At 69.7% G+C, this 24,442-nt stretch carries 29 protein-coding genes; 16 read left to right on the forward strand and 13 right to left on the reverse strand.

What is annotated here, in order from left to right; translation table 11 throughout:
* Nucleotides 1–75: 75 nt before the first annotated feature.
* The gene (locus G514_RS0117090) at nt 76–2,796 is read left to right on the forward strand and encodes a M6 family metalloprotease domain-containing protein (protein ID WP_084152177.1); all 2,721 of its coding nucleotides are present in this window, start codon (nt 76–78) and stop codon (nt 2,794–2,796) included.
* An 81-nt stretch (nt 2,797–2,877) separates the two neighbouring features.
* Here G514_RS0117090 and G514_RS29415 read toward each other — a convergent pair whose 3' ends face one another.
* Both G514_RS29415 and G514_RS0117100 read right to left on the reverse strand, forming a co-directional pair.
* Nucleotides 2,878–3,351, reverse strand: coding sequence for a CAP domain-containing protein (locus tag G514_RS29415; protein ID WP_051247613.1), 474 nt, complete (start codon nt 3,349–3,351; stop codon nt 2,878–2,880).
* Between the two features lie 23 nt (nt 3,352–3,374).
* On the reverse strand, nt 3,375–3,893 hold the full coding sequence (locus G514_RS0117100) for an endonuclease/exonuclease/phosphatase family protein (RefSeq protein ID WP_342662593.1): 519 nt from the start codon (nt 3,891–3,893) through the stop codon (nt 3,375–3,377).
* A gap of 175 nt (nt 3,894–4,068) precedes the next feature.
* Here G514_RS0117100 and G514_RS0117105 point away from each other — a divergent pair, with 175 nt between their 5' ends.
* The gene (locus G514_RS0117105; protein WP_028652750.1) at nt 4,069–4,539 is read left to right on the forward strand and encodes a hypothetical protein; all 471 of its coding nucleotides are present in this window, start codon (nt 4,069–4,071) and stop codon (nt 4,537–4,539) included.
* Between the two features lie 3 nt (nt 4,540–4,542).
* Here the strand turns inward: G514_RS0117105 and G514_RS0117110 are convergent, their stop codons facing one another.
* Together G514_RS0117110 and G514_RS0117115 are read right to left on the reverse strand one after the other, a co-directional pair.
* Nucleotides 4,543–4,992 (reverse strand): Tad domain-containing protein, encoded by a 450-nt coding sequence (locus G514_RS0117110; protein ID WP_028652751.1) that lies wholly within the window; start codon nt 4,990–4,992, stop codon nt 4,543–4,545.
* On the reverse strand, nt 4,979–5,425 hold the full coding sequence (locus G514_RS0117115; protein WP_245582247.1) for a hypothetical protein: 447 nt from the start codon (nt 5,423–5,425) through the stop codon (nt 4,979–4,981). The genes G514_RS0117110 and G514_RS0117115 overlap by 14 nt, the downstream gene beginning before the upstream one ends.
* A gap of 39 nt (nt 5,426–5,464) precedes the next feature.
* On the opposite strand from G514_RS0117115, the gene G514_RS0117120 reads away from it, so the two are divergent.
* Together G514_RS0117120 and G514_RS27390 are read left to right on the forward strand one after the other, a co-directional pair.
* Nucleotides 5,465–5,779 carry an ArsR/SmtB family transcription factor gene (locus tag G514_RS0117120; protein WP_028652753.1) on the forward strand — a complete coding sequence of 105 codons (315 nt, stop codon included), beginning with the start codon at nt 5,465–5,467 and terminating at the stop codon, nt 5,777–5,779.
* Nucleotides 5,776–6,183, forward strand: coding sequence for an SRPBCC family protein (locus tag G514_RS27390; protein ID WP_051247614.1), 408 nt, complete (start codon nt 5,776–5,778; stop codon nt 6,181–6,183). The genes G514_RS0117120 and G514_RS27390 overlap by 4 nt, the downstream gene beginning before the upstream one ends.
* Before the next feature lie 17 nt (nt 6,184–6,200).
* Here the strand turns inward: G514_RS27390 and G514_RS0117130 are convergent, their stop codons facing one another.
* Genes G514_RS0117130 through G514_RS27395 form a run of 5 tightly spaced genes read right to left on the reverse strand, consistent with a single transcriptional unit; the run spans nt 6,201 to nt 9,539 of the window.
* Nucleotides 6,201–6,578 carry a TadE/TadG family type IV pilus assembly protein gene (locus G514_RS0117130; RefSeq protein WP_245582248.1) on the reverse strand — a complete coding sequence of 126 codons (378 nt, stop codon included), beginning with the start codon at nt 6,576–6,578 and terminating at the stop codon, nt 6,201–6,203.
* Complete coding sequence (locus G514_RS0117135; protein ID WP_028652755.1) at nt 6,579–6,773, reverse strand: hypothetical protein; 195 nt, start codon at nt 6,771–6,773, stop codon at nt 6,579–6,581.
* A gap of 35 nt (nt 6,774–6,808) precedes the next feature.
* Nucleotides 6,809–7,732, reverse strand: coding sequence for a type II secretion system F family protein (locus G514_RS0117140; RefSeq protein WP_028652756.1), 924 nt, complete (start codon nt 7,730–7,732; stop codon nt 6,809–6,811).
* Nucleotides 7,729–8,580 carry a type II secretion system F family protein gene (locus tag G514_RS0117145; RefSeq protein ID WP_028652757.1) on the reverse strand — a complete coding sequence of 284 codons (852 nt, stop codon included), beginning with the start codon at nt 8,578–8,580 and terminating at the stop codon, nt 7,729–7,731. Before G514_RS0117145 ends, G514_RS0117140 begins: the two co-directional genes overlap by 4 nt.
* Entirely contained in the window at nt 8,580–9,539 is a 960-nt protein-coding gene (locus tag G514_RS27395) for a TadA family conjugal transfer-associated ATPase (RefSeq protein ID WP_483814911.1), read from the reverse strand. Before G514_RS27395 ends, G514_RS0117145 begins: the two co-directional genes overlap by 1 nt.
* A gap of 58 nt (nt 9,540–9,597) precedes the next feature.
* Here G514_RS27395 and G514_RS0117155 point away from each other — a divergent pair, with 58 nt between their 5' ends.
* The 6 genes from G514_RS0117155 to G514_RS0117185 all read left to right on the forward strand — a co-directional run bounded on the left by G514_RS0117155 (nt 9,598) and on the right by G514_RS0117185 (nt 15,122).
* Nucleotides 9,598–10,416 (forward strand): hypothetical protein, encoded by an 819-nt coding sequence (locus tag G514_RS0117155; protein ID WP_028652758.1) that lies wholly within the window; start codon nt 9,598–9,600, stop codon nt 10,414–10,416.
* Nucleotides 10,413–11,828, forward strand: a complete 1,416-nt coding sequence (locus G514_RS27400; RefSeq protein ID WP_051247616.1) for a recombinase family protein — start codon at nt 10,413–10,415, stop codon at nt 11,826–11,828. The genes G514_RS0117155 and G514_RS27400 overlap by 4 nt, the downstream gene beginning before the upstream one ends.
* A gap of 238 nt (nt 11,829–12,066) precedes the next feature.
* Nucleotides 12,067–12,360: a hypothetical protein gene (locus tag G514_RS0117165; protein WP_028652759.1), complete on the forward strand. Its 294-nt coding sequence runs from the start codon at nt 12,067–12,069 to the stop codon at nt 12,358–12,360.
* A 110-nt stretch (nt 12,361–12,470) separates the two neighbouring features.
* On the forward strand, nt 12,471–13,805 hold the full coding sequence (locus G514_RS0117175; RefSeq protein WP_028652760.1) for an AAA family ATPase: 1,335 nt from the start codon (nt 12,471–12,473) through the stop codon (nt 13,803–13,805).
* A 392-nt stretch (nt 13,806–14,197) separates the two neighbouring features.
* Nucleotides 14,198–14,863, forward strand: a complete 666-nt coding sequence (locus G514_RS27405) for a recombinase family protein (protein WP_051247618.1) — start codon at nt 14,198–14,200, stop codon at nt 14,861–14,863.
* A gap of 7 nt (nt 14,864–14,870) precedes the next feature.
* Complete coding sequence (locus tag G514_RS0117185; RefSeq protein WP_028652761.1) at nt 14,871–15,122, forward strand: hypothetical protein; 252 nt, start codon at nt 14,871–14,873, stop codon at nt 15,120–15,122.
* A gap of 12 nt (nt 15,123–15,134) precedes the next feature.
* Here the strand turns inward: G514_RS0117185 and G514_RS30430 are convergent, their stop codons facing one another.
* Nucleotides 15,135–15,629 (reverse strand): hypothetical protein, encoded by a 495-nt coding sequence (locus G514_RS30430; protein WP_157544924.1) that lies wholly within the window; start codon nt 15,627–15,629, stop codon nt 15,135–15,137.
* A 93-nt stretch (nt 15,630–15,722) separates the two neighbouring features.
* On the opposite strand from G514_RS30430, the gene G514_RS30435 reads away from it, so the two are divergent.
* The 6 genes from G514_RS30435 (at nt 15,723) to G514_RS0117220 (ending at nt 20,655) form a co-directional block, all read left to right on the forward strand.
* Nucleotides 15,723–16,301, forward strand: coding sequence for a hypothetical protein (locus G514_RS30435; RefSeq protein WP_157544926.1), 579 nt, complete (start codon nt 15,723–15,725; stop codon nt 16,299–16,301).
* Nucleotides 16,302–16,482: 181 nt separating this feature from the next.
* Nucleotides 16,483–17,586, forward strand: a complete 1,104-nt coding sequence (locus G514_RS0117200; RefSeq protein WP_028652764.1) for a hypothetical protein — start codon at nt 16,483–16,485, stop codon at nt 17,584–17,586.
* A gap of 96 nt (nt 17,587–17,682) precedes the next feature.
* Nucleotides 17,683–18,057 (forward strand): hypothetical protein, encoded by a 375-nt coding sequence (locus G514_RS0117205; RefSeq protein ID WP_028652765.1) that lies wholly within the window; start codon nt 17,683–17,685, stop codon nt 18,055–18,057.
* Nucleotides 18,058–18,062: 5 nt separating this feature from the next.
* A complete protein-coding gene (locus tag G514_RS29420; RefSeq protein WP_157544928.1) occupies nt 18,063–18,686 on the forward strand; it encodes a hypothetical protein in 624 nt (207 codons plus the stop codon).
* Nucleotides 18,683–19,003, forward strand: coding sequence for a hypothetical protein (locus G514_RS0117215; protein WP_028652767.1), 321 nt, complete (start codon nt 18,683–18,685; stop codon nt 19,001–19,003). The genes G514_RS29420 and G514_RS0117215 overlap by 4 nt, the downstream gene beginning before the upstream one ends.
* Before the next feature lie 323 nt (nt 19,004–19,326).
* On the forward strand, nt 19,327–20,655 hold the full coding sequence (locus G514_RS0117220) for a DNA sulfur modification protein DndB (RefSeq protein ID WP_028652768.1): 1,329 nt from the start codon (nt 19,327–19,329) through the stop codon (nt 20,653–20,655).
* Between the two features lie 236 nt (nt 20,656–20,891).
* Here G514_RS0117220 and G514_RS0117225 read toward each other — a convergent pair whose 3' ends face one another.
* The 3 genes from G514_RS0117225 to G514_RS0117240 all read right to left on the reverse strand — a co-directional run.
* Nucleotides 20,892–21,674 carry a DUF5343 domain-containing protein gene (locus G514_RS0117225; protein WP_028652769.1) on the reverse strand — a complete coding sequence of 261 codons (783 nt, stop codon included), beginning with the start codon at nt 21,672–21,674 and terminating at the stop codon, nt 20,892–20,894.
* A gap of 434 nt (nt 21,675–22,108) precedes the next feature.
* Entirely contained in the window at nt 22,109–22,441 is a 333-nt protein-coding gene (locus tag G514_RS0117235) for a hypothetical protein (RefSeq protein WP_028652770.1), read from the reverse strand.
* A 330-nt stretch (nt 22,442–22,771) separates the two neighbouring features.
* A partial coding sequence (locus G514_RS0117240; RefSeq protein WP_028652771.1) for an Ig-like domain-containing protein occupies nt 22,772–24,442 on the reverse strand: 1,671 nt, incomplete at its 5' end.

The following is a 24,442-nucleotide window of genomic DNA, read 5'->3' on the forward strand; positions in this document are numbered from 1 at the left end:
TGTCGGCAGGCTTTCCTGAGAAACACCCTTGAGGAGGCTTGCCGGGCCGATCACGACAAGGCTTAGGGTGCGCTCATGCCACTAAGGAACTCATCCAGGAAGCGCTCGCGCGCCGCGCTGTCAGGGGTCGCTACCGCGGCCCTGGCACTCGCCGGGCTCGCGCTCACGTCCACGCCGACGACGGCGGCCCCCGCGGCCGCCGCGGCCGCCGCCAGCCCGAGCAAGTTCGGGTACGCCGGCGCGCCGGTCAACCCGGCTCCCTACACCGTGACGCAGCCCGACGGCTCGTCGCTGCGGGTCCGCGACTTCGGCGACCACCTCGCTCACGGCACCGCGACCGTCAAGGGCAACTACAGCGTCGTCAAGGGCGGCGACGGTGTCTGGCGCTACGCCGCCGGCCTGACCCGCTCGGGCAAGCTCAAGGCGTCGAGCGTCGTCGCCGGCAAGGGCACGCCCCCGGCGGCCGCCAGGGGCCTCGTCCCGGCGCCGTCCGCCAAGCCGACGCCGTCGAAGGCGCCGATGGGCGGCACCGGCAACGACAAGGAGCTGGTGATCCTCGTCGAGTTCCAGGACGTCCAGCACCACGCCTCCGGCTCGACCGAGGCCGACTGGGCCAACCACTACTTCGGTGCCACCGGCAGCGTCGACGACTTCTACGACGAGGCCAGCCAGGGCAGCTTCGGCGTCAAGCCCGCGACCGAGAGCTGCGGCACGCCCAACGACGGTGTGACCAACTGGATCCAGCTGCCGATGAACCACCCCAACACCGGGGTCGACGGCAGCGCCACCGAGCAGTACATCGCCGACGCGATCAAGGCCACCGAGAGCTGCGTCGACTACGCGTCGTTCGACGGCACCAACGGCCAGGCCCCCGACGGTGAGATCACCACCGACGAGCTGCACGTGACGATCATCGGCGCGGGCTTCGAGACCTCCTACGGCGGCGACGAGTGCGGCAAGAGCATCTGGGGCCACGAGTGGGACCTGGAGTCCGCCGGCATCACCGCGCCGACCGTCGACGGCAAGACCATCGGCAACTCCGGCTACACGACCTTCGGCGAGTGGCACTGCAACGCGGGTGACGACCCCGGCCACAAGGCGACGATGGGCATCATGGCCCACGAGTTCGGCCACGACATCAACTGGCCCGACCTCTACGACACCGACCAGTCCGGTGAGGGCACCGGCGAGTGGAGCCTGATGGGCAGCGGCTCGTGGGGCGAGTCAACCGGTCCCGGTGCGGAGCCGGGCGACTCCCCGTCGTACCCCGACGCGTGGGCGCTCTACTACCAGGGCTGGGTCATGCCGACCGTCGCCACCGTGTCCGACAACCTCGCAGTCGAGGCACACCAGAGCCTGCTGCTCGGGCCCAACCCCGGCGGCACCGACTGGCTCTTCGGGGAGCACCGCGGCACGGGTGAGTACTTCATGCTGGAGAACCGCACCCAGCAGGGCTACGACGTGTCCACCCCGGGCTGCGGCATCGTCATCTACCGCATCGACGAGACCGTGACCCCGAGCAACGGCGCCAACTCCGACGAGACCGACCCGCTGGTCAAGGTCATGCAGGCCGACGGCGACGAGGACCTCGAGAACGGCGCCAACCGCGGCGACGCGGGTGACCCGTGGCCCGGCACGACCGGCAACCACGACTTCGACAACTCGTCGACGCCGAACACCAAGTTCCACGACGGCACCCCGTCGAACCTGGACCTGCACGTCGACGAGAACTCCTGCGCGTCGACCATGCACGTGGACGTCAGCCACCTCGGTGACCCGTCCCCCGTGCCCGAGCCCCCCGCCAACGACGACTTCGCCGACGCGGTGGCGCTCACCGGCAACTCGGGCAACACCACCGGCACCAACGACAACGCCACGCTCGAGCCGGGCGAGCCCGAGGTCGTCGGTCACGGTGGCGCCTCGGTCTGGTACACGTGGACGCCGTCGGTCAGCGGCACCGCGACGCTCACGATGGACGGCAGCGACTACGACACGGTGCTCGGTGTCTTCACCGGCACGGCGGTCAACGCGCTGACGCTCGTCGCAGAGAACGACGACGAGGACAACCCGAACGCGATCTACACCAGCAAGGTGGTCACCCCCGTCACGGCGGGCACGACCTACCGGATCTCGGCAGACGGCTACGACGGCGACACCGGGTCGATCGACCTCGCGTGGAGCATCAAGGCCAACCCGACGGTCACCGGTGTGCACATGCCGGAGCCGTCGACCTTCGGGTCGCCGAGCACCGTCGTCGTCAACGTGACCGGCACCGCCGGTGTCGCCACCGGGAACGTCACCGTCAAGGAGGGCAGCACCACGCTCGGCACCGGCACGCTCAGCGCGGGCAGCGCGACCATCAACCTGCCTGCGACGCTGCCGGTCGGGACGCACGCCCTGACGGCGTCGTACGCCGGCAACGCGGACTACAACGCCGGCACGGCCAACGTGACCGCCACGGTGGTCGCGGCTCCGCCCACGCAGGTGGCGTCGACCACGACGGCGTCCGCGCCGAAGAAGGTCAAGTTCAAGCAGGACTTCGACGTCACGGCGACCGTGACGGCGGCGGGGGTCACGCCCACCGGCACCGTCCAGGTCTTCGACGGCTCGAAGCTGATCGGCACCGGCACCCTCGTGGGTGGCACGGTGAAGATCCACGTCAAGAAGAACCTCAAGAGCGGGAAGCACACGCTGACCGTGAAGTACCTGGGTTCGGCTGAGGTGACTGCGAGCCAGACGACCGTCAAGGTGAAGGTCAAGAAGAAGAAGAAGAAGAAGAAGCACCACCACCGCTGAGCTGAGCTGCACCAGACTCAGTGATCGAGTGGCCGGCCCCGTCTCCTCCGGAGGCGGGGCCGGTCCCGTCTGCGGGGTTGGTCAGGCCGTGCGGCCGAAGACCTGCGCGACGTACCACCGGCCGTCGTGACCCTTGCGGGCGCCGATCCCCATCAGGCGGAACGACGGGTTGAGGATGTTGGCGCGGTGGCCCTCGGAGTTCATCCAACCGTCGTTAACGACCGACCGGCCGCTGGGGAAGCCGGCTGCGACGTTCTCTCCCGCGGTGCTGAGCTTGCACGCGCGCAGCACGGCGCCGAGGTCCTGGTGGAACATCCGCTCCTGCTGCGCCATCGCCTTGGCCTGCCGGACGGCCGCGCGCTTGACGCAGTCCTGGGGCTTGAGCGCCTTGAGACCCTCGTGGGTCCGGTTGGCGTTGGTCGCCGCGAACGCCTGGCGGGCGTACTTGCCGGCGCTGCTCCTCGCCTGGGCGTGGTCCTGGGCCTGTGCGGGCGCGGTCGCCCCTGCGGCGGCGAGCAGGGCGAGGCTGGCGAGGAGAGCGGCGGGTCGGCGCATGCCTACGAGGTTAGATCGAGTGGTCAGCCTGCGAACGGCTTCCAGCGGAACCCGACCTTGACGACGCCGTGGTCGCCGGTGCCGGTGGCGCGGTGGTCGTCGTCGTTGAGGTGGTCGTTGCTGATGCCGAGCCCGTCGAAGAGCCACTGCCGCCGGCGGCTGTGGTCGTAGAACTGCTCGCTGACCAGCACGTGGTCGAGCGACTCGCGCAGGTCCTGGTGGACGTGGGTGTAGTAGACGTCGCGGGTGTCGCGGTACTCCTGCAGCGTCTGGGCGGTGTAGAGCCCGATGTCGGCGCCGCCCTGCGACTCCCCCACCAGGTAGTTGGGCTGCTCGGTGAGGATGTTGATGGTGTTGCTGTGCTGGCCGTCGTTGAGGTCGCCGAGCACCAGCACCGGCGTCTCGGTGCCCTTCATGACCTCGGTCAGCAGGAGCTGCTCGGGTTCGCAGGCCTTGACACCCAGAAGACGACAGTGGAGACGTCGAGCTCGGACATGATCAGGTCCGACTACACGAAGAAGCAGGGTTTTGCGCTTCTCCATCTGCGGGTACGGTGCTCCGCTCGACCAGTCGCAGTACGTGGAAGAGGTTCAGACCTAAGTGCTCCTGACCCCCGTTGTTGCGAGGGCCGCACTGGCCGTGGCCCTCGCAACACCTCTGATCCTGTCCGGGTGCAACGACGACACCTCGGCCGAAACGGACCTGTACCCGGGTCCCATGGTGGTCGGCAACCCCCAGGGCTCCTCGATCACGCTGCCTGTCGGAAAGGTGGTCACGGATGGCGTGCAGGTGCTGAGGCTCTCGGGCGAATACGAAGCCACCATCGACAAGGTCGAGCTCGTCGGTGACGACGGTATGGAGTTCCTGGGGGCCGGGATCGCGCCACCGCCACGTCGCTCTGCCCTCGAGCAGTTCATCTTCGACTGGCCGCCGACAAAGGCCACCCAGTTCGACCCGGCGACCGTCGTGCCGGCCGAGGGCGCGACGATCGGCAACGAGACGGACGAGCCCATGGGGTGGGAGCTCCTACTCGGGCTGAAGGTGGTCGATGAGGGCAAGCACACTCGCACGGCGATCCGGATCACCTACACCGTCGACGGTGAGCAGTACCGGGTCGACCTGCCCACCGAGCTCACCGTGTGCACCGGGCCGGCGTACGAGACCGACGGCGAGTGCACGCCCGAGTAGACCTCAGTCGTCGACGCCCACGGAGGCCGACCCATCGGCACCGATGGTGGCCCGCTCCGGGGAGCCCGGGATCGACAGCGGCAGGTCGAGCGGGGCGTGCAGGGCGACCACAACCCGGTCGCCGTCGATCCGGACCGTGTAGGACAGCCCGGGGTAGCGCGCGTAGGCGCCCGTGTTGCGCAAATACTCGCCGACCGCCAGCCTGGCCTGGCCAGGCGTGAGGGCGAGCGTGTCGGGCGGGACGCCGCCCTCGTAGACGTCCGCACCGGTGGCGCCGAGGTCGGCGCCGCGCAGAGCGGCGCCGTCGGCGAGGGTGTCGAGGCCCTGGCGCTGCAGGTAGGCGGCCGAGGCGTCCACGACGAGCGCCGCGACCATCGCGAGCACGACGGCGAACCCGACGATGAGCACCGTGGCCTGGCCGCGCTCGTCGCGGCGTCTCCTAGCGGGACGCATCGCCGAGCTCATGGTACTGCCCGACCGGCACCGTGTGCGAGGCGTCGAGCGCGAAGCTCGGCGCGCCACCGCCGAGCGCGTCGGGCAGCAGCGGGAGGTCGACCCGGGTCGCGACCCGGACGGTGATGACCGAGGTACCCTGGTGGCAGTCGTGGGGGTACGGCGTGCACGTGACGGTCACCGTGAGCGGGGCGTCGGCCAGGCCCTGGTCGGCGAGCGCCTGCCGCGCGGCCTGCTCGGCCCGTGCCCGGCCCAGCGCGTCGGTCGGGGCGAGCGCGTAGGCCCGGCCGGCCGCGCGGGCCGCGCTGCTGACGCCGAAGGCGCCCTGCTGCACCTGGGAGACGCTGAGCACGATCCAGAGCATCGGCACCAGCAGCAGGACGCCGAGCCAGGTCAGCTCGACGAGCGCGCTCCCCCGCTCGTCCCGCCTCACCTCTTGCTCCGACACTGAACCAAATGGTTCACTTTCCCGGTGACCGTCCCCGCGCTCTGCGCCGCCCTCGGCGACCCGACCCGCGCCGGGCTCGTCGAGCGGCTCTCCCGGGGGCCGGCCAGCCTGTCGGAGCTCGCGGCGCCGTACGCCATGACCCTCACGGCCGTCCGCAAGCACGTCGGGGTGCTGGAGGAGGCCGGCTGGGTGGAGCGGCGCAAGCAGGGCCGGGTGGTCACCTGCCGCCTCCGGCCCGAGCCGCTGGCCGAGCTCGAGGGCTGGCTCACCGACCGGCGCACGTTCTGGACCCAGGCCATCGACCGGCTCGACTCCTCTCTCGAAAGCGATGCCTCATGACCGTGCCCGACCTCGGCTTCACCCTCGACCGGACCTACTCGGCCTCGCCCGAGCGCGTCTACGCGCACTTCACCGACCCCGGCCTGATGGCCCGGTGGTTCTGCCCCAACCCCGACCTGCCCACGACCTGCGAGCTCGACGTCCGGCCCGGCGGAGCCTGGCGGGTAGAGATGGGCGACTGGGTGGTGGGCGGCACCTACGTCGAGGTCGAGCCGGTGAGCCGGCTGGTCTTCACCTTCGACTGGGAGCACGACGACGACCGCCCGACCACGGTCACCGTCGTGATCACCGAGGAGAGCGACGGCACCCGGCTGGTGCTCGCCCACGAGGAGACCGGCGCCGACGGCGGCCACCAGGTCGGCTGGACGGCGTCGTTCGTCCGGCTCGACCGCGAGCTGGCGTAGCCGGCCCCGAGCCGGCCTCACGGCGGCTCCTCGACGGCGTGGCCGGTGACGGTCAGCTCGATCGCCGGCCCACCGAGCCCCAGCGCCGGCACCCGCGCGTGCACGGTGACCTCGACGGTGTCACCGGTCTGCCGTGCGGAGACGTCCCGCGCGAACCTCCCCGACGCCGCACCGTCGATCTGCGCGCGGGTCAGCGCGGCGCCGTCGGCCGGACCGCGGTCGCGGGTCGCCGCGAGCCGGGCGCCCTCGGATGCCGCCGAGGCCAGCGTGTTGCGGACGAACAGCACCAGTGCCACCTGCAGGATGCCGAGCACGACGGGCACCAGCACGAGCATGACCAGCACGATGTCGACGACCGCCGCGCCGTCCTCGGAGCGGCGGCGCAGCACGGGCACCTACTTCACGGAGCCGAGCGCGCTCGACAGCATCGAGCTGAGCTGGCCCTGGGCCACGCCCCAGATCGCCATCACGAGCCCGGCGGTCATCACGGTGACGAGGACCCACCCGGGCACGTCGCCGCGCTCGTCACGGACCCGCGGGGCACTGACCCCGAGCCGGAGCCAGGTCAGTGCGGTGTGGAGGTGGTGCATGGTGCTTCCTTTCCCGAGAGGTGCTCACTGCCGGGTCACGGCGTCGTGAGCGACAGCCCGACGACGCCGGGCCAGAAGGCGAACAGCACGGTCACCGGCAGCACGAGGAACACCACCGGGACCATCATGGCGACCTCGCGACGGGCGGCGACCTCGATCAGCTCGCGGCGCCCGGCCTCGCGGACGTCCGCCGCTTGCGCGTGCAGGACGTCGGCCAGAGGGGTGCCGCGCTCGACTGCGACCGCGATGCCCTGGGCGAACCGCGCGACCAGGGGCAGCCCGGTCGTCGCGGCCATGCGGTCGAACGCCGAGGCGACGGGCTCACCGGTGCGGACGGCGGCGAGCACCGATGACAGGTCGGAGGAGAGATCGCCGCCGGACCGGCGTACGACACGGTCGAGCGCAGCCACCGGGCTCTCCCCCGCTGCCACGGCGAGCGCGAGCAGCTCAGCGACGGTCGGGAACTCGGCGAGGATCCGGTGTTCGCGCTGCTTGACCTGCGACGAGAGGTGTTGGTCGCGCGCGAGCACGCCGACGACGAACGCCGCGAGGCACAGGACCACCGCCGGGACCAGCCCGCCGGGACGGGTCAGCGCCTTGAGGATCGAGTAGGCCGCGCTGAGCGCGAAGGCCACCAGACCCCACACGACCTGCTGCACCCGGAACTCCGCCACGGTCACGTCGAGGCCTGCCCGCGCCAGCCTCGTGCGGACCGAGGCTGCTCCCCCGAGCACGCGCTCGACGGCGTCGGCAGCCGAGGTCAGCAGTGGCCCGAACACCCCGCGGGTCGCGGAGGTCGAGGGGACCGGCCGCGCGGTGAGTCGGGGTACGTCGCGGAGGTAGGGCAGGACCCGTGCCTCCAACCGCGGCCGCCTCAGCGCGAGGACCCGCGCCCCGACCAGCAGCAGCCCGCCACCGAGCGAGGCTCCGAGCAGCGCTCCCCAGGCGGTCGGCGTCACCGCAGGATCCGCCGCTCGACCGGGAGGCGCCCGATGCGCATCATCAGGCGGTAGGCGACCAGGCACAGCCCGGCGCCCACACCGAGGACCAGCGCACCGGACGGCGATGCATAGCGACGGATGACCTCGGTCTGGAAGGACATGAAGAGCAGCACCAGCCACGGCGCGGCCACGGCGAGGCGGGCGCCGTTGACCGTCCAGGCCTGTCGCGACTCCAGCTCACCGCGGGTGCGGACGTCCTCACGCAGGTAGCCGGACAGGTTGCGCAGCAGCCGCCCGAGCTCGCCGCCGCCGACCTCGCGCGCCACGCGCAGCCCCTCGACCACACGGTCGCCCACCGGGTCGGCGAGGCGCTCCTTCAGGCGGTCGAGACTCTCGCCGAACCGTCCGGTCACCTGGTAGTCGAGCGCGAAAGCGTCGAACGCCGGCCGCAGCACCTCGGGGCCACGCACACCCAGCGCCGCCAGCGCGTCGGGCAGCGACATGCCGGCCCGGACCGCCGAGGTGAGGTTGTCGACGGCCTCGGGCCAGACCTCCGCGAGCTCGCGCTGGCGCCGGCGCGCTCGCCCGCTCACGACGGCGACCGGGAGATAGCCGCCGATCACGCCGAACGCCAGCGCGACCGGCGGCGTCCGCGACACCACCTGCACGACGAACGTCGAGACCGCCGCCGCCACGACGCACAGCGACACGAACCCGGTGACCGACACCTCGCGCATCCCGGCCCTCGCCAGCAGCTCCGCCGTCCGGCCGCGCCGCTGCTGCTGCCGCGGCTTGGGAGCGACGAAGAACGCCGACCAGACCAGCAGCAGCCCGACCCCGACGCCGAGCCCGACGAGTGCGCCCATCAGCCGTCCAACGGGCCGGTGAGGAGTCGGTGCACGTCGATCCCGCGGCGTTCGAACTGCTCGAGCCGCGGCGGCAGCCCGCCGGTGCGGGCCAGCTCGGTGCCGCGACGGACGAAGATCGGCTCGGTCTCGATGACGTCGTTCTCGACCCGACCGGGCACGCCGACGACCTCGTTGACCCGACGCACGCCGTGCTCGTCGATGCCGAGGTGGACCACCAGGTCCACGCTGGCCGCGACGGTCGGCACCACGAACCGGGCCGAGATGTTCTCCCCGGCCAGCAGGGGCAGCGTGCAGCACTTCACCAGCGCCTCCCGGGCGCTGTTGGCGTGGATCGTGCACATGCCCGGCAGGCCGGCGTTGAGCGCGAGCAGGAGGTCGAGGCACTCCTCGGCCCGCACCTCGCCCACGACCACCCGCGACGGGCGCATGCGCAGCGACTCCTTCACGAGGTCGCGCAGCCGCACCTCGCCGGTGCCCTCGAGTCCCTGCTGCCGGGTCTGCAGGGCGACCCAGTCGGGGTGGGTGAAGCGCAGCTCGTGGACCTCCTCCGCGCTCACCACCCGCTCACCGCCGGGGATCGCGGCAGCGAGGCAGTTGAGCATCGTCGTCTTGCCGGCCTGGGTGCCGCCGGCGACCAGGATGTTGAGCCCGGCGCGGACCGACGCCTCAAGGAAGGCCGCCGCCCGCGGGCTCAGGCTGCCCAGCTCGACCAGGCTCCGCAGGTGGTGGGCGCGGACGGTGAACTTGCGGATGTTGACCGCGGAGAAGCCGCGGCTGATGCCCTCCAGCACGACGTGGAGCCGGTGCCCCTCGGGCAGCATCGCGTCGACGAAGGGCTGGCTCAGGTCGACGCGGCGACCCGAGCTCTTGAGCATCCGCTCGACCAGCTCCTGCACCTGGGCGCGGGTCAGCACGAGGTTGGTCAGCTCGTGGCGCCCGTGACGGGCCACGAACACCCGCGACGGGAGTTAGGTACGCTAGGTACCGCCTCCCGGACAACCGGAAGGAACCGCCGTGAACAAGTCCACCACCACCACCACCCCCGCCGAGGTCGCCGCTATCGCCGCCAAGCTCACCACCAAGGGCCGCGAGTTCATGCGGGCTGTCGGGGCTGGCGAGTTCTCGTTCTTCGACGAGGGCATCGTCGAGAACTCGGGTAGCTGGGGCTCGTGCCTGTCCGAGGAGCACTTCGCCAGCGTCCGGTCGGCCAGCGGCGTCATGGGCGCCACCGCCAAGCTCGGGCTGTGGACCGTATCCGAGGACCAGAGCGGTGACATTGACGCCGGTGCGTGGTGGGCGCTGACCGCTGAGGGCGCCGCCGTGGCGCTCTACCTCGCCGCCGACGCCACCCCCCTCCCGGCCGACGAGCCGGTCGCCGCCGAGCCCACCACGGCCACGGTCGAGCGGCCCTGGACGGGCAGCTACAGCATCGTCATGGCGCCGGTGACCGAGCTGCTGGCTGAGGCGCTCGGCGGGCTCACCGTCACGACCGAGTTCCGCACCGAGATGCTGCGCGTCTGCCACTTGGCGGGCGACCGGGCCGAGCAGCTGGTGGCGCTGCTGGCCGACCTCGAGCCGCTGTCGCTGGCGGCGCTGCGCGACTGGCAGAAGGCCAACGTCGACGCCCGGCGCGACCTGACCGACATGCAGAAGTACCTGCAGCACCGCGCGTTCCTGCAGGGCTTCGGCGAGGCGGTCGCCGCCCGCATCGCGGGGGATCAGCTGCGCAACGGCAAGGCCGACGCCGCCCGGCTGCTCGCCGGTGGCGAGGCCGACGTCCCGGCGCTGCGCGCGGGCCGCGCCGCTGGCAAGGCTGTCGAGGTCGCTGCGTGACCAAGCCCCGCGCGGCGATCTACTGCCGCATCAGTCGCGACGCCGAGCAGGAGGGGCTCGGCGTCGCGCGGCAGGAGGAGGACTGCCGCAAGCTCGCCAAGCGAGCGGGCTTCTCCGTGATCGGTGTCTACACCGACAACGACATCAGCGCCTCGACCAAGAGCCGGAAGCCCCGCCCGAGCTACAACCGCCTGCTGGCCGACGCGCGAGCTGGCCGCATCGACGCGATCCTCGCCTACTCCAACAGCCGCCTGACGCGGCGCCCGGCGGAGTGGATCGACCTCATCAACCTCGCCAACGAGGGCCGCGTCCGCGTCAAGACGGTCGCCTCCGGCGAGCACGACCTCTCCACGGCTGACGGGCGAGCCGTCGCGCTCACGGTGGCAGCGTGGGACGCGGCGGAGGCCGAGCGCACCGCTGAGCGGGTGACCCGGGCTCACGCGCAGCTCGCGGTGAACGGCGCCCACATCGGGCCGCGCCCGTTCGGCTGGGACTTCACCGAGGACAAGCGCCTCGTCATCAACCCGGCGGAGGCTGCGGTGGTGCGCGAGTGCGTCCAGCGGGTGCTTGCCGGCGAGGGCATCTGGAAGATCACTCGCGACCTGAACGAGCGCGGCGTCCGCACCTCCACCGGGAAGACCTGGGCTACGCAGGTGCTCCGCCGGATGCTGCTGCGCTGGCGCAACTGCGGCGTCCGCACCCACCACGGCAAGGAGGCCGGGCCGGGGCAGTGGGAGGCGCTGTACGACCGCGAGCTGCACGAGCGGCTGGTCGCCTTCCTGACCAACCCGGCTCGGCGGTCCAACAACCGTGGGACCGAGGCGAAGTACCTGCTGACGTCGGTGGCCCTCTGCGGCGAGTGCGGTGAGTTCGTGGTCGGCACCAACGCCTACGACTACACCCTCAAGAACGGGCGCGTCCGTCACTACCCGCACAGCTACAAGTGCCCTCACGCGGGCTGCATGAAGGTCCAGCGCAACATGGACGACGTAGACGACCACGTGACCCGCGTGGTGCTGGCGCTGTTGGAGCGGGACGGCGTGAAACTGCTCGGCGGCGACCCCATAGCAGCCGACGCGGCCCGCGAGCGGATCGCCGCGCTGGAGGCCAAGCTCGCCCTCACCGCTGACCAGTTCGCCGACGACGCGATCACCGGCGAGCAGCTCCAGCGCATCACCGGGCGGCTGCGTCCGCAGCTCGACGCCGAGCGGGACAAGCTGCGCCGAGCTCAGCCCGACGCCGAGCTCGCGGACTACGCCGGGCCGGGTGTGACGGAGGCCTGGGCCAAGACCGACGTTGAGACCAAGAAGCGCATCGTCCGGCTGCTCGGCATGCGCATCACGATCCACCGCATCGGCCCCGGCAACGCTCGCGCCTACGACCCCAGCGCCGTGACGATCACCCACGCGTAGCTGCCGAGAGCTCCCTCTCCCGGCTCCGGAGCCGCCGACCTTGTAACTCGCCAAGTCGGCGGCTCTTCGGCTCCTCGGTCGCTGCTACTAGCCATCCGCGTAGCTCTCCGTAGTCCTTCAGGGAGAAGGACTAGCGTTCGGGGCCGAGGGCAGCCATCGGCAGCCTCCCGCGCACACTCCGACACTCCGACACTCCGACACCTCGATAGCGGCACCTTCGAGACATCGGAGTTCTCCTGTGTCTGACCTTTCATCGGTCACCCAGACCCGGTCCGCTCTGGCCCGGCTCAGCGCCCACAACCCCAACCCCGACCCGGACGAGATTGCCGCAGCTCGGGCCAGCCTCGCCTGCGCCAAGCTCGACAACCGCCTGCGCGAGTGCGCCCGAGACGACGTCCAGCTCGACGACGTCCACGCGGGGCACCTCGTCGGCCTGCTGCTCAGCATCTGCTCGGTCCCCGGCGACGACGTCATCCGGATCGAGAAGGACGTTCGCGCCGCCGTTCGCGCCGCTCGCCCGACGGGGGCCTGAGGCGTGGACGCGGTACAGCTCGCGGTCGAAGAGGCCGTGGCGCAGTTCCCTTCGCTCTCGGACGAGCAGCGGGAGTCTATCGCCCAGCTGCTCTCGGCGAGCACCGAGAAGTGACCGACGACGACTGCGATCCGCCCAGCCCGGCAGAGCTGAGGCACTTCCGCTGGAAGGACGAGATGGACGCGCGGCGAGCAGCCGAAAAGGACAGAGACGAGCTGGTCCTTGATCTGCTCGATCAACTCGGCGGACTGTCGACCGATCAGCTGACGGAATGGCTGAGCGCCCGAGACGAAGAGGACCAAGGCAGGGTGCTGTCGCGGATGTTCCGGGCCAACCCGAGCGTGGCGGGTCGGATGCTCTTCCCCAACGAGCGTGACGTCGGACGACGGACCGAGGCGGCTATCGAGCTCGGGCGCATGATCGCCCGCCAGCATGCCAAGGACGCCTTCGACTTGATGCAGCGGGACGGCTCAGTCCGTCCCGAGCTGGTCAACCTCAGCGCGTTCCTCGATGAGCCAGACGAGGACGTTCGCTACCGCGTAGAGGGCCTGTGGCCCAGAGACGGGCGCGTGCTGCTGGCGGCCCAGTTCAAGGCCGGCAAGACCACGCTGGTCGGCAACCTCCTGCGCAGTCTCGTGGACGGTGACGACTTCCTCGGTACGTTCACCGTCGAGCGTGCCGACCGAGTCGTGCTGCTGGACGACGAGCTGGCTCCGGGCATGGTCCGCCGCTGGCTCCGTGACCAGGCGATCCGCAAGACCGACGCGATCGACCTCGTGTCGCTGCGGGGCAGCCTTTCCAGCTTCGACATTCTCAACCCCACGATCCGATCCGAGTGGGCGGAGCGCATCGGCCCTGCTGACGTCCTGGTGCTGGACTGCCTGCGCCCGGCGCTCGACGCTCTCGGGCTGTCCGAAGACAAGGAGGCTGGCCGCTTCCTGACCGCCTTGGACGAGCTCGTGCGCGAGGCCGGAGTGTCTGAGCTGCTCCTCGTCCACCACATGGGCCACAGCAACGAGCGCAGCCGTGGCGACAGTCGTCTGCTCGACTGGCCGGACGCGATCTGGAAGCTCGTGAGGGAGGACGGCGACGACTCGGACGTTCCGCTCGCTCGCTTCTTCTCGGCCGTCGGCCGCGACGTCGAGCAGCCAGAGGTGCGGCTCGCGTTCGATCCTGACGACCGGCACCTGAGCATCAACGGTCCGAGCCGCAGCCGCGCCCGAGCTGGCGACCTTGAGGTTGCTGTCCGGGAATGCGTCCGTCAGAACCCGGGCTGCTCTCAGAACGCGATCGAAGACAAGGTTGAAGGCAAGACCAACTACGTCCGTCAGGCTGTCGCCAACCTCGTCCGCGACGGCTGGATCCGTATCGAAAAGCAGGGCCGCACCCACCATCACTACGAGGTGGATGGTGGCGCAGCCGCTGAGTTCTCTGAGAACCCGTGAAGGTGCGCCCTTGCGCCCTGGTGCGCCCCAGCCCAAGGCCGCATGGGTGTCGGAGTGGTGCGCCCCTGCGCCTATAGGGCGCAGGGCACCACCACGCTGCTCGGAGGGGCAGTACGTGGTTGGAGGCGGGGCGCAGTCGCCCTGGAGGCGCATGGCATCTGCCTCCCGGAGGGGCGTGCGGAGAGCTCCGCTGCACCCAAGTGAAGCCGGGTCGCCGAACGGCACGGAGGCTCCCCCTCGGCACGAAGAGCACCGCAGAACCGCCCGCCGCGTGTGCATCAGGACCGCTAACGCGCCCGAGCGCGAGGGCCTAGCGTCGATCAGATCGACCACCTACGGTTCAGGCCCGTTGGCAAGGGTCCCCTTGCCGACGGGAACCGAGGAGAATCGAGATGGAAAGCACGGAGCTGCGCGTCCTGGGCTACGTCCGAGCCTCGACCGACAAGCAGGCGATCAGCCCCGCGGTGCAGACCGAGCAGTTGAGGTCCTCTGCCGAGCTGCTGGGCTGGCGCTCGCTGGAGCTGCGACGGGAGGACGCCGCCTCGGCCAAGAGCCTCGAAGGTCGACCGGTGCTGGCGGCTGCCTTGGAGGACCTGCGAGCTGGCCGGGCAGACGCCCTCGCCGTGGCCAAGCTCGACCGGCTGTCCCGGTCTACGGCGGACTTCGCCGGGCTGCTCGACAGGGCCGAGCGCGAGGGGTGGGCGGTGATCTGCCTAGACCTGGGCGTGGACACGTCCAGCAACGCGGGCCGGTTCGCCTCGGAGGTGACGGCTGCGGCAGCCGCGTTGGAGCGGCGGCTTATCTCGCAGCGGACCCGTGAAGCGATGGCCCGCATCCGCGAGACGACCGGCAAGCACATGGGGCGCCCAACACGGATTCCTGCCGAGGTCGAGGCTCGCATCGTCGCTCTCTACGACGCGGGTAGCTCGGCCTCCGCCATCGCCCGGCAGTTCAACGACGAAGGAGTGCCGAAGGGGGAAGGCTCGTCACCGTTGTGGAACCACTCCCACGTCATGGCCGCCGTTCGGAGGGCCGAGGTCCGCCGAGCTGCGGGATGATGCCGGAGTGTTCGCCCTCCTGTTCGGGATCATGGTGCTGCTGATCATCGCCGTTGGGTTTGTGAGTCTCGTCGGCGTTCGGCAGGCCAACAAGAGGCGGGCGGCGTGGTTGGCCGAGACCACAGCTCGGCAAGCGGAGCAGAACCGTCAGAGCAGGGCTGCGATCGATGAGCTACGTGCTCGCCAGAAAGCCCAGTGGGACGAGCTGCGTTCTGGACTGGATAGGACGACAAAGGAGAACGAGGCGGGCGGCTCGTAGCCGGTCGATCCGTCACCAGACGTAGATGCTCGAGCCATCGGTGGTCCGGGTTGGCTGCTTCTCCGATCCGCCGTCGAGGTCCTGAATCTCGCCGCCCCTGATCTGCACCGAGCCGCCGCGCACCCCACGGTTCTCGACCAGGCCCGCGACGACCAGCGAGCCAGCCAGCTTCCCACCGGGATGCACCCGCACGAGTCCTCCTCGATCAACGGTGACCGAGCCGCTCTGGTCGCCAGTGATCTCGGCGATTGCGCCCGACGCCACGGTGAGGGAACCGGCGACCTTGCCGTCGATCCGCGCGGTGCTTCCCGACTGGAGTGTGAGCGATCCAGATAGCGTCCCCCGTGGGCCGATCTGGAACGTCGCGCCCTCGTGCACGCAGACAGTGCCCGAGTGGTTGGCGTTGAGAGAATCATCGCTCTCGACCACCCACGGACCCCGGTACTCCTCGGAGCCGTCGGCCTGGATGTGGAGGTCCTTTGGGTGATCGTGATCGTCGCTGCCCATGGCTCCCACCGTAGACGCCGCGTCCGACAGTCGACCGTTCGGCGACGAGGTTCGGCGCTCGGCTCTGGGCTCTTCGCTGTCAGACTCGACACCATGACCTGGTGGGTGACCGTCCTGCAGTACGGCTCGGGGCCCGTCGTGGCCGCAGGCGCGGTCCTGTGGCAACAAGGACGAGCAGACCGTCGCGAGGACACGCGCAGGGCAGAAGATCGCGCTGAACGAGCGCGTGATCGTGAGCACGAACTTCACAGGTTGGAGACGGAGCAGATTGGTGCCCTCGAAGAGCGTTGGAGAGACGAGCGCCTCGAAGCCCACGCTTCACTCCTGGCATCCCTGCGGCGCGCAGTCAACGCACTGGCGACAATGGAGGCGAAGGCGATTCCGGGAGTGCACGTCAATCCCGAATACGCACAGGCCACCGACCAGGCCGACGCCGATGTAGAAGCGGCACGCACCCAAGAGGCAACGGTTGCACTTCTCGGGTCCGCAGCGTCGAGCGCTGCTGCCCGCGAGGCACTTCTCCAACTTCTGCGCGTCCACTTGCGGCACCGCATGTTCACGCTCGACGAAGAGAGACGCGGCGACTTGATCCACGAGCGTCGGGCACTTCACGAGGTCATCGACCTCTACCAGACTGCCGCCCGCGCCGAGCTCGGCACCGAGCGCGTTTGAATCAACGAAGTTCAGCTGACTTCCCCTCGACCTCCAAAGACGAGGTAACGTTCGGCTCGGTCAGCTAGGCAGCTTGACCAGCTGAGCCGAGAGGCCCAGAGGCCCAGTGAGGGCGGAACCGGAAGCCGCGCGAGCAGCAGCTCGCACCCATCCTTCCTTCTCGACCTCACAGGAGCACCTCATGGCACGCAAGGGCTACTCAGCCTTCGCAGACGTCATGCAGACGACCGCGGACGGGCGTGACCTCAACGACCTGTTCGCCGAGCTGCAGGCAGCTGCCGACATCCAGAACGAGCAGCAGCAGAACTTCTTGTCGCTGTTCAGCTACCCGGTCAACTCGCCGGTGACCTCCGTCCTCCAGACCGTCGGCGGCACCGCTGGCATCTTCGAGGAGTCCAGCGAGTACGGCGTCCCCTTGAGCTCGCGCCAGCTGGCCGACGTCCTCAACATGGGCGCGACGTTCAAGTGGTACGACGCTCGGTGGTCCGCCACGTGGCGCTACCTCGCTGACGCCAGCGCCGACGAGGTCGCGGCCAACGCCAACGCGATCCTCGCCGCCGACCAGGACCACCTGTTCAACGACGTGATGAAGACGGTCTTCTCGAACGTCAACCGGCAGGTCGTGGATCCGAAGACGGACGCCGTCTACGACGTGTTCGCCTTCGCCAACGGCGACGGCTGGACTCCCCCGAGCTACGGCGGGCAGACTTTCTCGGACACGCACACGCACTACCGCATCAGCGGCGCGGCTGCCGTGACGAGCGGCGACCTAGACGAGATCGTCGACGACTTCAAGTCGCACGGCTACTCGGCCGAGAACGGCGCTCAGCTGGTCATCTTCGTCAACAGCGTCGAGGGCAACGTCATCTCGACCTACCGGGTGACGGACGGCGCTCGCGCCGACTTCATCCCGGCGAGCGGCGCCCGCTTCTACGCCGAGGGCGCGCTGATCGGCGACCAGCCGTCTGCAAGCTTCGCGGGCTTCCCGGTCAAGGGTGCCTACGACGAGGCGCTCATCATCGAGTCGAGCCGGATCCCGGCGGGCTACGTGGTGGCGCTGGCCTCCGGTGGTTCGCTCGCCAACTCCAACCCGATCATGCTGCGCACCCACCCCCGCTTCTCTGGGCTGACGCTGGTCGAGGGCAGCCGCCCGAGCTACCCGCTGGTGGACAGCTACTGGGTGCGGGGCTTCGGCACCGGCATCCGGCACCGTCTCGCCGGCCTCGTGATGCAGATCAAGGCGTCCGGCAGCTACGTGCCGCCCACGCTGTACGTCCCGGCCTGACCTCCTACGGGACGCGCATGACCTGGCCCGGCGGAGGTTCGCAGCTCCTCCGCCGGGCCGGGACCAAGGCTGAAGGGCTGTGACTCAGGAGGAACGATGAACGCCGCCATTGACGACGCGGAGCGCCTGCTCCCGTGGATCGCCTGCAACACCGCCGCCTACGACGACCCCGAGCTCGGCATCGAGGAGAAGCTGCTCGCCGCGCTCAGCAATCCGGTACCGCCGGGGCTCGCGTCCGGCGTCCCGTTGCTGCGCTCGCTCGAGTCCAGCGTCGAGCCGCAGCCGCTGATCGAGTCCGCCGTCAAGATGGACAAGCCGACGCGGACCTCGCACTGCGAGCACTGCGGCTCCAACGCGGGCGGCAAGCACCGGCTGCTGGTGCCGATGGGCGGCTCGGTAGTGGCCTACCACTGCTGCTGGTTCTGCAAGGACGTGCTCACGGACCACTGCGGCCCGCTGGCCTGGGACTGAGCCCCGTGGCCCGCACGAGCCACGGCGAGGAGTGGTGGGCTTCGCACCCAGAAGTCCTCCGCTGCACCGCCCGCTACAAGGACGGCTCGCCGTGCCGTCGAGAGGCGATGATCGGGTCGAACGTCTGTGGCCAGCACGGCGCCCTGGCCCCCGCCGTGCAGGCCCGGGCGGCGACCCGCATCCAGATGTCGGTGGACGACGCCGCCAAGCGGCTCCTCGCGATGGTCGAGGACGCCGAGGTGGAGAGCCGCGACAAGATCAAGATCCTGCACGACCTGCTCGACCGGGGCGGGCTCGCCGCGACCTCCAAGCTGCTCGTCGGTGTCGTCACCGAGGACCCCGTCGAGAAGCTGTTCGCTTCGATCCTGTCCGACCCGCGCGCCACCTACGACCCGGCGACCGTCGTGCCGGGCGAGGTAGTGCCCGACGCGCTCCAAGCGGCGATCGACGCGTACGAGGACGAAGGTGATTGGGAGGACCTGTTCGGTCCGGAGAACGGCTCTCTCGGCACGGAGAACGTGGTTGACGCCGAGCTGGCCGAGCTGCCTCTCAACACCGTGCGGCTCAGCGGGTCCATGAGTCACGCGCCCCCGAAGCACATCCGCGAGGCGCTGGAGCGGCTGCTGTGACCGCCACCGCCGACGCGCAACTCTACGGCACGACGACCGACGCCGCCGAGTGGTTGGCGCAGGTCGGCCTCGGCGGGCGCTACGCCGCTGTGCCTGGGCTTCCACGGTGGGTGCGCCGAGACGGCGACTCGTGGGTGGAGTGCGATGTGGGAGAGGTGCAGCGGGCGGTGCGCCGCGCGCTCGGCTCGGTCTGCGACCGGCGCATGGAGGAGTACCCGCCGACCGCAGAGGTGATCCAGCTGCTGCGGCTGATGGACCTCAACTGGCGGCTCGGTCCGCTGATGGCTGAGCTGCGCCGGGTCGCGGTCCAGTCATGAAGTGCCCGGAGCGCGGATGCCCGTGGCGCGGCGATCCGGCCAGCTGCCCCTGGCACTCAGAGGACGCCCGTCGCGACGACGATGAGGCGTGGGACTCCGCGCAGGGCTATGGGCGGTTCCGTGGCGTCCGGCGGGAGCGCGCTCAGTGAAGGTGCTCGTGCGCGCGGGGCGGCTGTTGCATTCGACATAACTCGCGGTCGTGCTACCTTGAGTTCAATAAAACATGATTGATGCAGATTGTGGTTGACAACTCAGGATCTGTTCCTGTAGACTTCAGTCAACATCAAGAAGCGCCCAGATGGGCCACGACAAAGGAGTTATTCATGACTGACACGACGCTCAACCTCGACTCGGCCGCGTTTACGAACTACGCCGCCGACGTCAAGCTGCCCGCCTTTCGGTTCACCCGGGGTGGCCGGCACGTCTACACGATCACCCCGACGCTCGAGATGGCCATGGACCTGCTGCCGAAGCCGGACCCGGCCAAGAAGTTCCCGAACAACCGCCTGCTGAACGTTCCGCACGCTCGCGCGTGGGGAACGTACTGGGAGAAGAACGAGAAGTCCTGGGGTTGTCCCCCGGGCCTGATCTCGACTCCGGTGTCCCTGAGCCCCCGGTTCGCCACCACCACCACCCTGAACGGCATGGCGGTCGGCGTGCTCAGCCTCCCTCGCGACTTCGCGCAGGAGAGCGAGATCCTCGACATGCAGCACCGGGTCTTCGGCTGGCACGAGAAGAGGCGCGAGGTCTCGGAGAAGATCCTCAAGCTGAGCAACATGATCGCGGATGCCAAGGCCAAGGGTGAGAACGAGGCCGTCACGGCGCTCACTCCTCAGCTGAAGGCGCTGCAGCACACCAAGGAGCGCCTGGCCCGCGAGTGCATCACCATCGAGATCGCGGAGATGTCGGACGCGCAGCACCGTGACCTGTTCAGCAACATCGCGAGCAAGGCTCTGGCGATCAACGCGACGCAGATCGTCAACTTCGACGAGTCGCAGGCGCTCAACCGGATCGCTCGGGCTGTGCAGTCGCACCCGCTGCTCGACGGTCGCGTCGACTGGGACAAGCGCAGCGCCACCGACACCAAGCGGGTGCCGAACCACAACCTCGTCTCCGGCTCCAACCTCGCTGACCTGGTCCGCCCGTTCGCGCTCGGCCACCCGGTCGGACGCGTCATGGAGGGCCGCAACAAGGCCCTGGAGAGCCAGGAGCAGTCCATCACCACGCAGGTCAGCAACTTCCTGACCGCCCTGATGACGGCGTTCCCCGAGCTCGCCATGAGCGACGAGGACGGCTCGCCGCTGGTCTCGGCGCCGGAGGTTCGCGCGACGAGTCTGCTCGGCAGCTCGACGGTTCTCCGGGCGCTGGCTACGGCCTACTACCGGCTGACCCGCGTGAAGGACGAGCGGGACCGCCCCCTCACGCCGGAGATGACGCACGACGAGGTGGTCTCCTACTTCGAGGAGCTGGCGCCGTTCATGAAGCTCCCCATCACCAAGAAGAGCCCGTGGCTCAAGACCGGCGTGTTCCCGGACCCGGGCGACGGTGAGGTCAAGGCCCCTGGCGCCCGCTCGCAGGAGATCAAGCAGCTGGCCGATCTGGTCACCGGCTGGGCGCTCGGCGAGGACCTGGGCAAGGGGCCGCTTGGCTAGCCAGCGCACGATGCAGCGCCCGCCTCCCAGCTCGGGGAGGCGGGCGCTTTTGCGTTGCTCAGGGCTTGCGCGGGGGTCGTCTCAGCTATCATCGGCGCAGGCCACCAAGAAGGTGGCCGGTGGCGCCCGACCCGCAGAGTAAGACGCCACCGGCCTGATCGTCGACACGGGCGCTAGCTGACCCGAGCCGACTTCCCCAAGGGGCTGGAAGCGAGGTTTGGACCCCCGCACTCCTCTCAGGGCGAGTCTGAGTCGCTCCGTCCATCGGGAGCCGCGCTCGGCGGCGGGGTGGTCGGACCGGCACCGATGCCGAGAGCCTTCTCGATCCGGTCGAAGATCTTGTCCTGGAGCGTCGCGTCGGCGTCGTCCCTCTTGGCGAGGTCGAGCAGCGTCTGGATGTACGCCGCCTTCTGCTCCTCCTCGGTGACGATCTTGGGCCTGTTGATCACCAGCGGCGGGGGCGTCGTCTCGGCCTGCTTCTTGGTCGCGCGACGCCGGGTGCCGTTCCCGGCGGACGGACGGCGCTTCTTGAAGTGCGAGCTGTAGGGGATGCCGACGTAGTCGAGCATGTGCAGGTAGAAGCCGATCGCCTTGTCGACCGTGGCGCCGTTGATCCCTCGCTCGTTGAAGATCTTCACGAGCTGGCCGCTCGTCGCGTTCAGGCTCAGCGCGAGCGCGTCCGCGTACTTCTCCTCGACCATGATCTTGAAGGTCTCCTTGCGGGTGGCCTCATCGGCCGCCACGAGGTCGCGCATCATCTCGGTCGGCACGTACTGGTCGTCGATCAGGTCGAAGTACCGCATCGTGCTGCGCGTCTGCGCGATGGTGCTGCCCGAGATGTTGCCGAAGAACGAGCTGTCGAACATGTCCGGCAGGCCGTCGCTGGCGTACCGGTCGAACGAGTTGGTGAAGCTCTTCCCGGGCATGTAGGGCGCAGCCGGCAGTCGGCTTGAGCCGCTGGTCTCGGCGGTGGCCTCGCCGCTGTCTTCCACGGTCGCCTCGAGCTCGTCGCTGGTCATTGCGGCCCCCTCTCCCCTACCTCGGTACCGGGGGCGAGACTGCCCCCTATGCGGAAGCCTCTCATTTGACCGGGCGCATTGCAAGCACCCCCCGGCGCCAAGTAGACCCGCAGCGACGGGTCTCAGCTCTACCTTCTCATTCTGTACTGGATTCAGACGCCCGTCTGAATTGCGTACACGCAGGTCAGAGGCCCTCTACCGCTTCTCCAACGATTGTGCGGCACACGATTTCACAGATGTTCTTCAGGCAGAAGATCATCGTGTACTACGTCGCCGACGAGCCGCCCCCGGCGCCGGGGCGGCGCAGCGCAGTGGTGGAGGCGCGGCTCAGGACGCCCCGCTGAGCGCGCGGCCAGCGGGGGCGGCGGAGCGGTCGTACGAGCACCCGGAGAAGTTGGGGGTAGCGGTCCTGAGAGAACCAGCTAAAGTAACCCCTAACAAACTAGACCCGGGTCGTTGATCCACACCTCCTCGACGGCCGGGTCGTCGAGGAACGGCTGCAGCGGCCCGAACCCGCTCACCCGCGCCACCAGCTCGCCCACCACCGCCTCGGCGTCGGGCACCGGCGCCACCACGCCGGTCAGGCTGCGCTCGTCGTGGTCGCGCACCACCGACTCCGCGATCCGGCGTACGACGCCCGCATCGGCCTGCGGGTCGACGCCCTCGCGGCGCACCGCCTCGCGCACGTGCGCGTCGAGCTGCTCGACCAGCTCGTCGCGTGCCGCGGCGAGCGTGGACGCCTGCACGCCGGCGTGCGTCAACGTCATGGAGACCCCGAGTTTCCCGAGAAGGAGCCCTGCTGCCGCGACCGTAAACCCGCTCTTGGCGACGAGGGAAGAGGGTCCGGTGAATCTGTGGAGAACTGGCGACGGAGGTGAACCGAGTCAACCCCTGTGACATCGTCACTCGAGTGCCTCGGCTCCGACGCGGGGATCACAAGGCGCCTTGCCCGTTCGCCACCGTTGACATCGCATTTCCCGACGATGGTTTCGGTTCATGCGAAGTCCTGCCCCGGCGTCTACCCACCGTCCGCTCGGCGCATCAGGCGACGCTGACCGCGTCGGCTGAGCCCGCGCCCCTGCTGCTCGGCCCGGTCGTCAGGGGCGGACGGGCCCGTGCCCCGGTCCCTGGTTGGCGTGGTCCTTGCCGCCCTTGCCGATCAGCGTGTCGTTGCCCTTCCCGCCCTGGAGCGTGTTGTCCTTGTCGTCACCGACGAGCACGTCGTCGTAGCGCGAGCCGGTGAGGTTCTCGATGTCGATGAGCTGGTCGGCGCCGTCTCCGGTCGACCGCGACCGCGAGAGGTCGCAGTGCACGCCGTGCGTGCTCCTGGCATAGCTCGCGGTGTCCTCGCCCGGTCCGCCGTCGAGGACGTCGTGGCCGGGCCCACCGACGAGCACGTCGTCGCCCTCGTTGCCGTAGAGGACGTCGTTGCCGGCGCCGCCGTCGAGGTGGTCGTCGCCGGCCAGGCCACAGATCACGTCACCGTGCGGTGTGCCGCGCAGGTCGTCGTTGCCGAAGGTGCCGACGATGGTGCACGACTTGCCCTTGACCTTCACCGCGACCGTCGAGCTGTCGTTGGCGTGGTTGGCGTCGCCGGCAGCCGTGATCGTCGCCGTGTTGGAGGTGCGTCCGTGCTTCACGAAGGCGCCGCTGACGTCGACCGTCACCTGCTGTCCGGGTGCGAGCGAGCCGAACGAGCAGGTGAGCGTGCCCGTGCGCACGGCGCAGGTGGCGGGCGTGACCGCCCGGACCTTGAAGCCGACCGGCAGCTTGTCGGTGAGGGTCGCGACGCCCGAGCTGACGGATCCCGTGTTGGTCACCAGCAGCCGGTAGCCGCCGAGCGCGCCGACCTTGAGCTTGCTGACCAGGGCGGACTTCACGAGGGAGACGTCGGAGCCTCCGGTGGGCGTCACGGTCACGGCGACGGTGCCGGTCGCGGTCCCGCCGTGGCCGTCGGAGATCGTGTAGGTGTACGAGTCGGCCCCGGAGAACCCCGCGGCTGGGTTGTAGGTGCAGCTGGTCGTCGTGCAGGTGACCGTGCCGTGGGCGCCGTTGGCCTTGCCGGAGACGGTCAGCGCGTCGCCGTCCACGTCGGTGTCGTTGGCCACCACGTTCTTGGCCGCCGACGGCGTGCCCTGGCTGGTGGTGATGGCGTCCGCGACGGCGACCGGGTTGTCGTTGACCGCCGTCACCGTCACCGAGACCGTGCCCGTCGCCGTGCCGCCGTGACCGTCGGAGATCGTGTAGGTGAACGAGTCCGGGCCGTTGTAGTCGGCGGCCGGCGTGTAGGTGCAGGCCGTGGTCGTGCAGGTGACCGTGCCGTGCGCACCGTTGGTCTTGCCCGTGACCGTGAGGGCGTCGCCGTCCACGTCGGTGTCGTTGGCCACGACGTCCTTGGCCGCCGACGCGGTGTCCTCGTCCGTGGTGAGGGTGTCGGGGTTCGCGACCGGCGGGTGGTTGCCGGCGACCGGAGTCACGGTCACGGCGACGTTGCCGGTGGCAGTGCCGCCGTGGCCGTCGGAGATCGTGTAGGTGAACGAGTCGGCCCCGGAGAACCCCGCGGCTGGGTTGTAGGTGCAGCTGGTCGTCGTGCAGGTGACCGTGCCGTGGGCGCCGTTGGTCTTGCCGGTGACGGTCAGCGCGTCACCGTCGACGTCGGTGTCGTTGGCCACCACGTTCTTGGCCGCCGACGCGGTGTCCTCGGCGGTGGTGATGGTGTCCGCGACGGCGACCGGGTTGTCGTTGACCGGCGTCACCGTCACCGAGAC

This window comes from Nocardioides halotolerans DSM 19273 (genome assembly GCF_000422805.1).
In the GTDB taxonomy this organism is placed as follows: domain Bacteria; phylum Actinomycetota; class Actinomycetes; order Propionibacteriales; family Nocardioidaceae; genus Nocardioides; species Nocardioides halotolerans.

What these genes read in the sequence shown, in the direction of transcription:
- G514_RS0117090 (WP_084152177.1), top strand. Translation starts at nt 76, where the DNA reads ATGCCACTAAGGAACTCATCCAGGAAGCGCTCGCGCGCCGCGCTGTCA.
- G514_RS29415 (WP_051247613.1), bottom strand. Translation starts at nt 3,351, where the DNA reads ATGCGCCGACCCGCCGCTCTCCTCGCCAGCCTCGCCCTGCTCGCCGCC.
- G514_RS0117100 (WP_342662593.1), bottom strand. Translation starts at nt 3,893, where the DNA reads ATGGAGAAGCGCAAAACCCTGCTTCTTCGTGTAGTCGGACCTGATCAT.
- G514_RS0117105 (WP_028652750.1), top strand. Translation starts at nt 4,069, where the DNA reads ATGGTGGTCGGCAACCCCCAGGGCTCCTCGATCACGCTGCCTGTCGGA.
- G514_RS0117110 (WP_028652751.1), bottom strand. Translation starts at nt 4,992, where the DNA reads ATGCGTCCCGCTAGGAGACGCCGCGACGAGCGCGGCCAGGCCACGGTG.
- G514_RS27390 (WP_051247614.1), top strand. Translation starts at nt 5,776, where the DNA reads ATGACCGTGCCCGACCTCGGCTTCACCCTCGACCGGACCTACTCGGCC.
- G514_RS0117135 (WP_028652755.1), bottom strand. Translation starts at nt 6,773, where the DNA reads ATGCACCACCTCCACACCGCACTGACCTGGCTCCGGCTCGGGGTCAGT.
- G514_RS0117145 (WP_028652757.1), bottom strand. Translation starts at nt 8,580, where the DNA reads ATGGGCGCACTCGTCGGGCTCGGCGTCGGGGTCGGGCTGCTGCTGGTC.
- G514_RS27405 (WP_051247618.1), top strand. Translation starts at nt 14,198, where the DNA reads ATGGAAAGCACGGAGCTGCGCGTCCTGGGCTACGTCCGAGCCTCGACC.
- G514_RS30430 (WP_157544924.1), bottom strand. Translation starts at nt 15,629, where the DNA reads ATGGGCAGCGACGATCACGATCACCCAAAGGACCTCCACATCCAGGCC.
- G514_RS30435 (WP_157544926.1), top strand. Translation starts at nt 15,723, where the DNA reads ATGACCTGGTGGGTGACCGTCCTGCAGTACGGCTCGGGGCCCGTCGTG.
- G514_RS0117200 (WP_028652764.1), top strand. Translation starts at nt 16,483, where the DNA reads ATGGCACGCAAGGGCTACTCAGCCTTCGCAGACGTCATGCAGACGACC.
- G514_RS0117205 (WP_028652765.1), top strand. Translation starts at nt 17,683, where the DNA reads ATGAACGCCGCCATTGACGACGCGGAGCGCCTGCTCCCGTGGATCGCC.
- G514_RS0117220 (WP_028652768.1), top strand. Translation starts at nt 19,327, where the DNA reads ATGACTGACACGACGCTCAACCTCGACTCGGCCGCGTTTACGAACTAC.
- G514_RS0117225 (WP_028652769.1), bottom strand. Translation starts at nt 21,674, where the DNA reads ATGACCAGCGACGAGCTCGAGGCGACCGTGGAAGACAGCGGCGAGGCC.
- G514_RS0117235 (WP_028652770.1), bottom strand. Translation starts at nt 22,441, where the DNA reads ATGACGTTGACGCACGCCGGCGTGCAGGCGTCCACGCTCGCCGCGGCA.